General features: G+C 34.5%; 9 protein-coding genes and 2 pseudogenes. 5 read left to right on the forward strand and 6 right to left on the reverse strand.

Going from position 1 to position 13,428, the window contains the following annotated elements:
* Positions 1 to 306: 306 nt before the first annotated feature.
* The 4 genes and pseudogenes from OXU93_RS02175 to OXU93_RS02185 all read left to right on the forward strand — a co-directional run bounded on the left by OXU93_RS02175 (position 307) and on the right by OXU93_RS02185 (position 4,760).
* Entirely contained in the window at positions 307 to 516 is a 210-nt protein-coding gene (locus OXU93_RS02175) for a hypothetical protein (protein WP_267384207.1), read from the forward strand.
* 487 nt (positions 517 to 1,003) lie between these two features.
* Positions 1,004 to 1,087, forward strand: a pseudogene (locus OXU93_RS08680) (hypothetical protein); the annotation flags it as partial.
* 301 nt (positions 1,088 to 1,388) lie between these two features.
* A pseudogene (gene lysS / locus OXU93_RS02180) lies at positions 1,389 to 3,036 on the forward strand (lysine--tRNA ligase).
* A 1,280-nt stretch (positions 3,037 to 4,316) separates the two neighbouring features.
* Positions 4,317 to 4,760, forward strand: coding sequence for a two pore domain potassium channel family protein (locus OXU93_RS02185; protein WP_267384210.1), 444 nt, complete (start codon positions 4,317 to 4,319; stop codon positions 4,758 to 4,760).
* Here OXU93_RS02185 and OXU93_RS02190 read toward each other — a convergent pair.
* Positions 4,757 to 5,098, reverse strand: a complete 342-nt coding sequence (locus tag OXU93_RS02190) for a hypothetical protein (RefSeq protein ID WP_267384213.1) — start codon at positions 5,096 to 5,098, stop codon at positions 4,757 to 4,759. The two genes, OXU93_RS02185 and OXU93_RS02190, sit on opposite strands and share 4 nt — an antisense overlap.
* 621 nt (positions 5,099 to 5,719) lie before the next feature.
* Here OXU93_RS02190 and cofH point away from each other — a divergent pair.
* Positions 5,720 to 6,868, forward strand: a complete 1,149-nt coding sequence (gene cofH, locus OXU93_RS02195; protein WP_267384215.1) for a 7,8-didemethyl-8-hydroxy-5-deazariboflavin synthase subunit CofH — start codon at positions 5,720 to 5,722, stop codon at positions 6,866 to 6,868.
* Between the two features lie 217 nt (positions 6,869 to 7,085).
* Here cofH and purD read toward each other — a convergent pair whose 3' ends face one another.
* The 5 genes from purD to OXU93_RS02220 all read right to left on the reverse strand — a co-directional run bounded on the left by purD (position 7,086) and on the right by OXU93_RS02220 (position 13,390).
* Positions 7,086 to 8,357, reverse strand: a complete 1,272-nt coding sequence (gene purD, locus OXU93_RS02200; RefSeq protein WP_267384216.1) for a phosphoribosylamine--glycine ligase — start codon at positions 8,355 to 8,357, stop codon at positions 7,086 to 7,088.
* Positions 8,358 to 8,472: 115 nt separating this feature from the next.
* The gene (locus tag OXU93_RS02205; RefSeq protein ID WP_267384217.1) at positions 8,473 to 8,763 is read right to left on the reverse strand and encodes a YkvA family protein; all 291 of its coding nucleotides are present in this window, start codon (positions 8,761 to 8,763) and stop codon (positions 8,473 to 8,475) included.
* A gap of 722 nt (positions 8,764 to 9,485) precedes the next feature.
* On the reverse strand, positions 9,486 to 11,000 hold the full coding sequence (locus OXU93_RS02210) for a GMC oxidoreductase (RefSeq protein WP_267384218.1): 1,515 nt from the start codon (positions 10,998 to 11,000) through the stop codon (positions 9,486 to 9,488).
* Between the two features lie 31 nt (positions 11,001 to 11,031).
* Complete coding sequence (locus tag OXU93_RS02215) at positions 11,032 to 11,634, reverse strand: cytochrome c oxidase subunit 3 (RefSeq protein ID WP_267384219.1); 603 nt, start codon at positions 11,632 to 11,634, stop codon at positions 11,032 to 11,034.
* Between the two features lie 76 nt (positions 11,635 to 11,710).
* Positions 11,711 to 13,390 (reverse strand): cytochrome c oxidase subunit I, encoded by a 1,680-nt coding sequence (locus tag OXU93_RS02220; protein ID WP_267384220.1) that lies wholly within the window; start codon positions 13,388 to 13,390, stop codon positions 11,711 to 11,713.
* Between the last annotated feature and the right edge of the window lie 38 nt (positions 13,391 to 13,428).

Raw genomic sequence — 13,428 nt, forward strand, 5'->3', positions numbered from 1 at the left:
TGATGGATTAATCATAGAGATAACTATCAGTTTTCTTAATAATTTAAGTTCACTGATAAGGGATTGAGTTGGTGCAAAGTCCTAACTCACAATTCTGATAACTTATACAGTTGAGATTATTTAAACAGGTTATTAGTCTTTACTTGCTTATACTCAAACTATCAAACCGTTTTAGACATAACTAGATTTCTTTTTGAGTTTATCTCATTTGCTTGGATTAATTTAACATTTAATAAGGGGATAACTGAAGGAAATAGTTTTCCAGAAACCCCAGTTATTAACTTTGTCAAAAACAAGGAGTTTGCCATGTTTCTTAATGAATTACAGCCTATTTTTCAAGAGTTTTTGCAACATCCGTTAGTATTCACTGGGGGACTTGTATCTGGAAGTCTAAAACTAAAATTATCTGAAGATCCCTTAAGAGGCTGGTTAGAAAAACAAGGACTTACTAATTCATCCTGTACAGATAACGCTTCCGATAACGGAAGTGGACCACAGTCAATTTCTATTGATTAACTTCTATAGTATCAGCAAGTATCTTAATGTGACTTTGCTGATACACTATCTAAAAAATATTTAATTTAAACGATTTTAATTAGATTTCTCAAGGTGCCTATTTTTAGAGAATGTTAGAAAACGTTTAAATTGAAGCACTTTAATTAATTTATATTGATTTTTTTTAAATACAACTGGTAAAAGCTGAAAAACATGACATTAGTAGAACTTTATTCGCTACTATCGCGTCTCCCTACAGACAATGCCAACATTTTCAAAATGACCCAGCAATTATTTGAGAGCAATATCTAAAAGTTACTCTGAGTAAAATAGCATATATCAATGGACATATAACTCCAGCTAGTTTTGAATAAAGTCTTATGAAATAACCAAAGAAATATTAAAGCCTTAAAGTATGGATTATAGTTTTGTCCGCGTAAATATAGAAAATGTGGATCGTAGTGAACTTTATTTGGTCATGCTACTTTGACAGGAGCGGAATTTACGCGAAATTGATTTCGACGGCGTTAGTTTTAAGCATACCAACTTCGTAGAAGTTAATCTGTGCAGTTCCCATATCACGTTTGTCTAAATATATTCATACTAGACTTGAAATTACTGAGAACTAAGTCATAAGCCGTAGTGTCCAATGGCAAGCCTGGACTTTAAATGAAGTCTATTGATATAGAAAACTTTAGACTGAATATTTAATAATTGCTATAAGTTGAAGTCATGCCCCATTTCTTGATTTTTTAAGCATAACATTTTCGTAAAAGTGGGAGATATTTAAGACTAACAAGCTATAATAAAACTCCGTTTATATTCCTGTTTGGAGGTAATTCCAAACAGAAGTTTCTGTTCGTAATTTTAAATTATCTTAATTATCAATTCCAATGTCTTTCAACCAGCCTCCAAAAGAACTCCAATCTGTCTCTACTTTAGAAGAAATTCGTACAACCCGTCTTGAAAAAGTTGAACAGTTAAAACGATTAAATCTAGTTCCCTACGCTTATCAATGGAAATCTACCAATACTGCAGCTGATTTACAAGATAAATATATTGACCTTAAAAATGGGGAAGAAGTTGACTTAACAGTAGCTATCTCTGGAAGAATTATTGCCCGTAGAGTGTTTGGTAAATTGGCTTTTTTTAACCTACAAGATGAAACAGGCACCATCCAATTGTACTTAGATAAAAAACGAATTCAATCCTCTATGAAGGATTTTCCTAATGCGTTTAGTCATCTTAAAAAGTTAATAGATACTGGTGACATTATAGGAGTCACAGGAACTATAAAAAGAACTGAGAAGGGAGAACTGTCTGTTAATGTTAATACTTATACTATTTTGACAAAGTCCCTGCTACCTCTACCCGATAAATGGCATGGATTAACGGATACGGAAAAACGCTATCGTCAACGCTATGTTGATTTAATCATTAATCCCCAGGTGAGACAAACTTTTCGTCGTCGTGCTCAAATCACCGCTTCGATTCGTCGTTATTTAGATGATAAAGGATTTATTGAAATAGAAACCCCTGTGCTACAAGGAGAGGCGGGGGGAGCAGAAGCTCGTCCTTTTGTCACCTATCATAATACGTTAGAAATGGATTTATATCTAAGAATTGCTACTGAATTGCATCTCAAACGATTAATTGTAGGAGGGTTTGAAAAGGTTTTTGAATTAGGGCGAATTTTCCGGAATGAAGGGGTTTCTACAAAACATAATCCTGAATTTACTTCCATTGAGGTTTATCAGGCTTATGCTGATTACTTTGATATGATGGAATTAACTGTGAATATTATTAATACTGCAGCAAAAGACACTTTAGGAACCCTGAAAATTACTTACCAAGGAGAAGAGATTGACTTATCTTCTCCTTGGAGAAGAGTTACAATGCACGAAATTGTTAAAGAAAAAAGCGGTCTAGACTTTAACGAATTTAAAACTTTTGAAGAAGCAAAAAAAGCCGCCATAAAAGTTGGAATTGAAGTTCCTGTTCATTGTGTTTCTATAGGTAAATTACTCAATGAAGTATTTGAACAAACTGTTGAAGAAACCCTCATTCAACCGACTTTTATTCTTGATTTTCCAGTAGAGATTTCTCCTTTAGCTAAACCTCATCGCTCTCAAAAGGGTCTAGTAGAAAGGTTTGAACTATATATTGTTGGACGAGAATTAGCCAATAGTTTTTCTGAATTGACTGACCCCATTGATCAAAGACAGAGATTAGAAGCACAAGCTGCCCAAAAAGCTACAGGAGACTTAGAAGCACAGGGAGTTGATGAAGATTTCTTAACCGCTTTAGAATACGGAATGCCCCCCACAGGTGGGTTAGGTATTGGTATAGATCGCTTAGTCATGCTATTAACTGATTCAGTCAGTATTCGAGATGTGATTGCTTTTCCTCTTTTAAAAGGACAGAATATTGCGGTTAAATCTCATGAGTGTAATACTGAGAAAAAAATTGAAAGTTAAATTTGCTAATGACAGTATCTGTCAATATCACTCTTTACTTAAAAAACTTAATATGTTGATATAAGTAATTATTATTTTTAGTATAGATAAATGGAGATTAAATTATGTAAAGATATAAAATGAACGCAAAAAAAAAGGAATTATTTAAATAGTTATTAATAAGTGTTATAAAACAAGCCTTTAAATGCATTTAAAGCTCCATAATTAATATTTTATTGCGGAGTCCTAACATATCTACTAGCTTAAGTATTTTCTTGACAAAAAGTATAGATAATTTTTCGCAAAAAAGTTATTAATCTATTGATTTTTCAAATAAAATATTTAACTTGTAGATAACATTATAAATATTAGTAAAAAGCTTGATAGTAGCACAAGATTAAATGCATTGATTGGATTATTATTTTTAATATTTAAATATAGAATATTACTAAGTTAAAGTCAAATGATAAGCTTACAATCATAAAAACCGGAAAATTTTAATAACTAGTGAGAAGTTTACCAACATATTTTGATTTTTATTAAAATATGTTGGTAAATAATTTAGTAATCTTAAAGTAAGATTATAAACAACTTGATACTATTATTTTGAATAATAGTAGATATATTTAATGCTATGAACTCAATTAATTATAAATAAAAAGCTAAAGCTAAGGAGCGTAAAAATATTAATCAAAAATATATTAAAGATAAAATAAAAGCAAAATACACTTTTTAAAAATTTAAAAAAAATAGGATTATATAGTGTAACAACTAACAATAATAAATATATTTTGATAAAAACATTTTGGGGATAAGTCAATAAAAATCGAATAACAAATTTGCACTAAATTAAAGTTAATAAAATTATTATTTATATATTTATAAATCTCATTTTTTTTAACAACTAAGTTAATCAATCTAATATTTTATTAAATTTCATAAAACTAACTTTTCTGGATTAAATTTCTTTTGAAGAACATTTGTTCTAATCATAAGAACAAAATAATTATATATAGTTATCTATTCCTCTTTTTATAAAAGACGACGCAGAAAGAAATGTAAATAATCTAATATAGACATTCAAAACGCTAGAAAATTACCTAAATTACTAAATACTTATTTTCTATATTGCCCGATCTTTAAAGTTTGTTAAATATTAGTACGCGCTAAAAGATAGTTTCTCCTTAAATATCTGTATTAATTTTTACAAAAAGATTAAATAGCTATATTAGTTTTTGTAAAAAAATTTATGTTCCTAATCTGTAACATTTTTTCATCCCCCACTAGGCTAATCCGATTTGGGGGTTTATTATTAGGATTGAATGTTTACTATTAAGGGTAAAGATGAGACAACCACTCAAGAGTATGACAATAACTAAACCTCAACTGACAGGAAACTCAGCTAATGTCCATCTATTTGTTAAACAAAAGCCCCCATCACAATCAATGGAAGACTGGAAACAAGTAGAATCCCTCTTGGACAAAAGGACCCGCACAGACAATACATTCATTCGTGATTTTGTGAGTTATCTGAGTTTGTCTACTCTTTTTATCTTACTTGGACTTTTAGTCGGTGTTATTGGCTATCATTGGACTGCTCATTTAAGTTGGATCGATGCTATGGTAGAAGCGTCTATGATTCTGAGTGGAATGGGTCCTGTTAGTCCATTGCTAACCAATAGTGCAAAATTTTTTGCTTCACTCTATGCACTGTTTAGCGGGTTAATTTTTGTTTTAGCTATGGGGGTTGTTCTCTCTCCTCTTGTGTATAGTTTACTTAAACAGTTACGTTTGAATAAACCTGATTAGAGTTTTATTTTTAGAAGTTCTTCATATCGTGTCTCCACTTGAGAAATTAGTTCGCGTAAACTTGAATCATTTTCTAGCCTCTCCCACATTTGTAGAATATAGTAATTGGAAACTTCTTCTGAAGGATAATCCCTTGGAGGAAGACAACTTAAGTATTGTTCTAATAATTGGATAGTTTCTTTTAACCATTTACCTTGACTTTCTTGTTTTAATCCGGCGTAGACTTTTCTTCCTTTCTCTAAGGCTTGTTTAATACGATTCAATTTAGTTTTCTCTTGTTGAATCATCCATTGCTGCATATCAGGAGGATATTGATCGAATTTCTCTTTAATGTTCATGTAATCAAAATGGTATTAGCTAGACTTCAAAAATATATTGTGCTTTCTTATATCCTTTGGTAAATAACTTTATTGTTCAACCACCTAGCGTTATCGACTTCTTTCGTGCTAGTTTTTTTTTCAAAACCTAATATCCAAGTTAAAACCAATTACTTTTATTACGTTGTTGTTACAAACATCACTATCAATAAGATTGTCGGACTAGTCAATCCAAATCTACTCTCTCAATTAAAGTATATTAGAGCTGTAGAACAAAATTCTATTTAAGTGGTAGGATCTTGGCTACTTGACATTTAACGACGCAATCTAGATTTGGGAAAATAAGGAATTACTATTGCTTGATAGAGTATTAGACATCATATAGAGTACTTAGTTCAATGATAATGAACTGATATTGATAAAGCAATAATGCCCTATTCTAGCAAATTTTTTCATTATATTTACATAGATAGAAGGTTAACATTATTGTTTTTAACAATATTTTCTGCCCTTAACAGAAATAGGTAATACAAAGAAGATAAAAAAAGAAAATAAAAAAAGAAAATATTAACTATTCTGACGATACAATACTGTCTAATAATAAATGTTAAACATAATTGAATTTCAACTAATTAAATAAGTATGACTAATATAGATGTTATTTTAGATAAAGTCACCAGAGGGATTGACTTACTACCGGAAGAAGGAATTATATTACTAACTCAAACAGATAAAGGGTTAGTTAATACTATTAGAGAAACAGCTGATAAATTGCGCAGAAAACAAGTAGGAGATACTGTTACTTACGTAATTAATTGTAATATTAACTTTACCAATATTTGTGAACAGCATTGTAATTTTTGTGCATTTCGACGTAATGAAGGGCAAATTGGAGCATTCTGGTTAAGAACAGATCAAATACTTGAAAAAGCTGCCTATGCTTTTAAAAAAAAAGCGACAGAAATTTGTATACAGGGAGGGTTAAATCCCCAAGCTAAGTTAAATAAAACTTCCCTTGATTATTATTTACAATTAGTAAAAACGTTAAAAAAAGAATTTCCCAAACTCCATTTACATGCTTTTTCTCCCCAAGAAATCCAATTTATTGCCAGAGAAGATAACGTTAGTTATAGTGACGTCATTATTGCCTTACGTGATGCAGGGTTAGGATCAATTCCAGGAACTGCCGCCGAAGTTTTGGACGATAATGTAAGGCGTGTTATTTGCCCTGAAAAGGTCAACACACAAACTTGGTTAGAAATTGTAAGTACTGCTCATCGTTTAGGAATTCCTACCACGAGCACCATGTTATCGGGTCATATTGAAACCCCACAACAACAAATACGACATTTAATTCATCTAAGAAACCTTCAAAAAACAGCTATTAAAAAAAGTTATCCTGCGAAAATTACAGAGTTTGTTTTATTACCCTTTGTTGGAAAAGGAGCACCTCAACCCTTAAGAAAAAGAGTGGGAAGAGACCAGCCTATATTAGGAAATAATTTATTATTAACAGCGGTAGCAAGAATTATGTTGGGAAACTGGATCCCTAACCATCAACCAAGTTGGGTTAAATTAGGACTAAATGGAGCATTAAAAGCCTTGCAATGGGGCTGTAACGATATTGGAGGAACGTTAATGGAAGAAAATATTACCCTAATGGCAGGAGCAAAAGGAGGGACTTACATGGAAGTAGAAACCTTACAAAAGGCGATCCAATCTATCCACCGTCCCTATCAACAAAGAGATACTATATACTCAGACTTATTATCAATCCCTAATAGTAATTAATAATAGTTAAAATTGTAGTAATTCTGAATGGACGTAATGAGATAATAGATGATCGATGTTTAGTTGTACTTATCCCAAATACTAGTGTAACGATAGTTTGTAAGCACTCGGGTAATAGGTAACTAAATAAATCTAACTTACTCTTCATAAGACTATTGGCTAATTTTTTCTTGACTTATGTTTTTATACCTACTCTATAGTGCAAGACTTGCACTTTTTAGTCTTTTCGAGATTGCGCTCGATATCCAATATCTCGACGGTAATATTGTTCGTCAAAGTTAATGCAATCGACCCCTTGATAAACCTCAGTAATAGCTTCACTAAAATTTTCTCTGATTGCTGTTACCCCTAAAACTCTTCCCCCATCTGTGATTAGACGATCTCCCTCTAATGCAGTTCCTGCCTGAAACACCGTCACTCCAATTGCTTCTGCTTCTTGAATACCTGTAATCAGTTTCCCTTTCTTATACTTTCCGGGATACCCTGAGGAAGCTACTACCACACATACTGCTGTTCCTAAATGCCAACATAGGGGAGGAAACTCTTCTAAACGCTGTTGCACACAAGCCAAAATAACTTGATCTAAAGGAGTTTTCAACAAAGGTAGCACCACTTGAGTTTCAGGATCACCAAAGCGACAATTGTACTCTAACACTTTGGGTTCTCCTTGAGGAGATATCATTAACCCTGCATACAAAACCCCCCGATAGTCTATTCCCCGGTTGCGTAAAGCGGCTACAGTGGGCTGTAGGATTTCTTTGTCGACCCGTTGTAATAAGTCTGATGTTGCAATTGGAGCTGGACAATAAGCCCCCATACCCCCCGTATTGAGCCCGATATCCCCTTCTCCAATTCGCTTATGGTCCTGGGCAGGAAGTAGAGAACGAACTGTTATTCCATCAGTTATTGCCAATATAGAGACTTCTTCTCCAATTAAATATTCTTCTACCAAGATCGGGGAAAATCCCGCTTTAAATAAATAATCAACTGCAGCATAGGCTTCTGAGGCTGTTTGGGCAACAATAACCCCTTTTCCAGACGCTAGCCCATCAGCTTTAACGACAATGGGCGTCTCTTGTTGAGTGATATAAGCTTTGGCTTCTACTGCATTAGTAAAGGACTTTCCTTTGGCGATAGGAACTCCCGCTTCAGTCATAAGAGATTTTGCCCAGGACTTACTTGACTCAAGTTTTGCCCCAAGTTGAGTAGGACCAAAAACAGGAATATCTTTTTCTCGAAGAAGATCGCTAATTCCTAAGGATAGGGGAACTTCCGGACCTACTACCACTAGATCGACTTTATTTTGAATGGCAACCTGAGTAATACCTTCGATATCCTCTACCGCTAAGGGAATATTTTCGCACCTCTCTAATAAGGCGGTTCCCCCATTTCCCGGAACACACCAACACCGTTTAACCTGAGGAGACTGTAACAGTTTCCATGCTAAAGCGTGTTCACGCCCTCCATTACCAACAACTAAAACTTTCACCCTTTTTCCTTATTGAACTACATCTTCAAGACACTATCGACAATAGTACCAAAAGATTAAATTTAACCTAAGAAGTAAAAAAACTGACATTATCTCATAGATAAAAGTAACTAATTCACTGAATAACTTCAACGTCGATTGTAGTTACCTGAGAAGAATTGTTATCAACAGTTGGATAAGTATGACTTTTTTGACTGTATCCCCAAAATAGGATAGACAGTTCACTAACTAATAAGGTTATCAATAAACCATCGTCAATCCACCCTAAAATAGGAATTAAGTCTGGTGAAATGTCGATAGGGCTTAATAGATAAATAATAGTACCAAGAATAATAAGCCGACGGGACAGAGGACGTTTCATAGCATTACGATACCAGTTATAGAAAAGTCGAATTATATAGTTCATATTTACTGACTTGAAATTTACTTTTTAACTCAATCATAGCTTGACTTAAACTATTTAGGTTAATAAAAAGAAAACTACCGTGTTTAATATTAAAATTGAGCATTAAATACTCAATCGGTAATTAATAATTTGGATTAAGGTAATAATTAATAGTTACATGTTAACAACACTTATCAAATACGCACTGTTAAAAACAGATAAAGCGATTACCAATAACATTAGACAAACTCAAAATTATTTAGTAATAACTGGATTTCTAAATAGATAAGTATACTAAACTAACTCTTAAACGTTATTAAGATCGACTTTTAACTCAAAACTCAGGTGTTACTTTGATTTTATACTTACACATTATTTAAATTTTTGACTTTTATTACATTAAATTTTTACCGATAAGACTTTTAAGACTAGAAAATACTTAATTTTTATAGAAATTAAAGTTTCTATAGTCATAGAATGCACTCATAATAAAAATTTTGTAAAAAATTAGAGGTTAACCTGATCGTGTTCAGTTAAAAATCTAATATTTTATACTCGTAATTTAACTATTTCGTCATTTGATAGATAAACGATTTAGTTTAACAAAAATAACAACAAAGGTTAAAATAATACCTATTACCTTGCCCAACATGGGGATTAAAAGGGCATTCGTCTTCATCCCCAATTTAAAATTCTTTTATGAGCAATATTAACTTCTAACCTTTGTTTTCATCAGATTTCTACTAAAGTCTTTCCATCAGATGATCACCAACTCGCAATGCATTAGCGATAATTGTTAAGGCTGGAGGAACCCCTGAACTTGATGGAAAGAAACTACTGTCAACAATATAGAGATTATCAAGATCATGAGCACGACAGTTGAAGTCAAGAACAGAAGTAGCTGGATCTTCCCCAAAACGACAAGTACCACATTGGTTAGCAACCGCTTGTATAGTCACCTCCCCACGAGGGTAAACCGCAAGCTTCTCAAAGACAGAATTTCCTAGTCTATTTTCTCCCTTTTTTAATACATCTATCCAACGGTAGATAAGGCGATCATGTGCCTCAATATTATTAGGAGTGTATTCAACATATAGCTTATCTCCACTAACTCTTACACGATTATTTGGATCAGGCAAGGTTTCCGTATACATCCACCAACCGATAGATCGTTTCGCTAAATGCTCAAGTCCAAACCCAGGTAAACCTTTTGCTAAAACAGATAAAATGGGGGGAGATTCTGCAAAAATAATATCTTGAAGCAGTCCACCCGTATTCTCAATATGACCCATTGGGTAAGGAAAATTTTCGTCACCCCAGTAAAAATCATTGATACTAACTGTTCTGAGAAATTGTCCCGAGTTTGGCTTTGCACTCAATTCCACCATTGCAGTTTGATGATGTTTCATAAAATTACGTCCTACCTGATCGGAACTATTTCCCAATCCGTTAGGATGTTTATGATTAGCAGAACGTAACAGTAGGGCTGATGAATTAATCGCACCACAAGCTAAAACGATTACATCTCCAAAAAATAGATAAGATTGACCGCAAATTTCTGCTTCTACTGCTCTAACTGCTTCTCCTGAGGAATTAGTTAACAAGCAGACTACCTTAGCCGAAGTTTTAAGAGTCACATTAGAATATTTTAAGGCTGGTACAATGCCAAATACTTCCGAGTCTCCCGTAGGATCATCCTCTGCCCGAGTCAAACTTAGAGGTAATATCGTAGGATGTAACCCCTGTTGACTGATCGCGTCAACAATCTTTTGAATTTGGGGTTCGTTTTCTATCGGAGGCAAAGGATAGTCAGAACTACGGAAAGGTTCAGTAGGATCACCTCCTGTTTGTCCATGAACCATGTAAAGCTTTTCAGCTTCGGTATAATAGGGTTCAAAATCACTATATTTTACCCCCCAAGCAGGTGAAATTCCTTCTTGATGTTCTACCTCTTCAAAGTCCTTTTCTCTCATCCTCACTAACGCTGAGCCGTAGATTTTTGTATTCCCTCCAACAGCGTAATTTGTCTGAGGCGAAAATGCCTCCCCATTCTTGTTGTACCAGCGTTCTGGTGCGCGATAACGTTCTTTCTTAAAGACATCAACGTTAACTCTGTTTTGTTCTTCTAGGGGCATAAAATCCCCTCTTTCCAGGACTAAAATTTCTTTGCCTGTAGAGGCTAGTCTATTAGCTAAAGTTCCTCCTCCTGCCCCCGTACCAACAATAATTACATCATAATGTTTATCATCAATAATCATAACTTCCTCTACTTTAACTATTAAATATTAACTATTGCCATAGATAAATTAAGACAAATAAAACAATCCAAATAACATCAACAAAGTGCCAAAATAAAGAGGTAGCCATTACGCCAAAATGTCCACCATCATAATTTTTTGGAAAAAAGGAACGACCTAACATTAATGCTTGTAGAATTACACCTGTGAGTACATGTAAACCATGAAATCCTGTTAGGAGATAAAATATTCCTCCAAATACTCCAGAGGTAAAGCTAAACTCTAAATTACTCCATTCGATAACTTGTCCTACTAGGAAATAACTTCCCATAGCCATAGTTATCAATAGAAAAAACCGAAATCCCCACAATTGACTGCGTTCTAAAAACTGCTCAGCAATATAAATTACAAAACTACTAGATACCAAAACCGCTGTATTAATAGCAGGTTCTTTAACTTCTAGTCCTGTTACTCCAATCGGTAACCAGTCAATCGCAGTAGTTTTGTAAACAAAATATCCGACAAAAAAGCTGATAAAAATAATACTCTCTGAGAGAAGAAACACGACAAAGGCAAAGAGACTATTACCCTCTGCATCGTGTTCATGTCCTCCTATTGCCTCATGCAATTGTTCTGAAGAAACTGAACTATTCATTGTACTCTCCAAGTTTTGAAGTTAGGGAATAAAAACTAATAGTAATAATCAAAAACTACTAGCTGTTGACTGTTGACTATTTACTATGTCCTACCATTGCTTCTTCATTAGAGACTAATGGGTCTGACTTACCATAACCGTAGGGACCAGAAATAATCACAGGAATATCTTCGAAATTTTCTATACTCGGAGGAGAGGATATCATCCACTCTAATCCAATAGCACGCCAGGGGTTATTTGAGGCTATCGGTCCTTGTATCCAAGAACTAACCATATTCACAATAAAGGGCAATGTAGACATTCCTAACAGAAATGCTCCAAAACTTGCTACCACATTCCAAAAAGTGTATTCAGGATCATAAGAAGCTACTCTACGTAACATTCCTTGTAATCCTAAAGGATGCATAGGCAAAAAATTTAAGTTCGTTCCAATAAAAGCTAACCAGAAATGGATCTGACCCCAACTTTCGTAGTACATTCTCCCCGTCATTTTAGGGAACCAATGATAAATAGCGGCATACATTCCCATAGTGACTGTTCCATAGAGAACATAATGGAAATGTCCAACGACAAAATAGGTGTTATTAACATGAATATCCACGGGGACCGCTGACAACATAATACCCGTTACGCCAGCAAAAATAAACATAATTAACGCCCCCAGGGAAAATAACATAGGAGTGTTGAGGCGTAATTTTCCTCCCCAAATAGTACCGACCCAAGCAAATACTTTAATTCCGGTGGGAACTGACACACACATAGTAGACAGCATGAACACCATCCGCATCCAACCAGAGGTTTCACTAGTATACATATGATGCACCCAAACCAAGCCACTAACCCCAGCGATAAGTAAAGAAGAAATTGCAACAATTCTATACCCAAACAAAGGTTTACGGGAATAAACTGGGAAAATTTCTGAGAATATGCCAAAGATGGGCAGAATAATTACATAGACTGCAGGGTGGGAATAAAACCAGAAAAAGTGTTGAAATAAAATTGGGTTTCCTCCTCTGGAGGCGTCAAAAAAACTCGTCCCTGTAGTGACATCAAACAATAACATCACTGCTCCTGCGGTAAGAGCTGGTAGTCCAAATAATTGAATAACCTGTGCGCTAAAAACAGCCCAAACAAAAACTGGCATCCGAAAAAAGGTCATTCCGGGGGCGCGCATTTTGACCACAGTCGTTACAAAGTTGACTGCTCCCATAATCGAGGAGACTCCAGAAATAGCTACTGCCAACAACCAGAGAACCTGTCCTGTTATCAATTGCCCGGTCGGGTTTTGAACACTAACCGGAGGGTAAGACCACCAGCCGGACTGGGCTGATCCACTCGGGACAAAAAAACTGGATAACATCAAGGTACCAACAATGGGGACCATCCAAAAGGCAGCCGCATTGAGACGAGGAAAAGCCATGTCTTTTGCCCCGATCATAATCGGAACCAAATAGTTAGCTAACCCTAGCAATGAAGGAAATGTCCATAAGAACAGCATAATAGTGCCATGCATTGTGAACATTCCGTTGTAAAAAGTCCGATCAACCAAATCCGCTTCTGGGGTAATTAATTCTCCCCGAATGACCATGGCAAAGATTCCACCGATAAGGAAGAAAATAAAAGAAGTTACCAAGTATTGGATCCCAATAACTTTATGATCTGTACTAAAGCTAAAATACCGTCTCCAATCTCTGGCAGATAGGTCTTGATAGCTTTCCGCAATAGTTGTTGTATTTTTGATTTGACGATCTGTCATTGATTTTTCCTGATATTAAATGCTACTAATGACAATCT

It is taken from the genome of Cyanobacterium sp. uoEpiScrs1 (genome assembly GCF_947331815.1).
Taxonomy (GTDB): domain Bacteria; phylum Cyanobacteriota; class Cyanobacteriia; order Cyanobacteriales; family Microcystaceae; genus Rippkaea.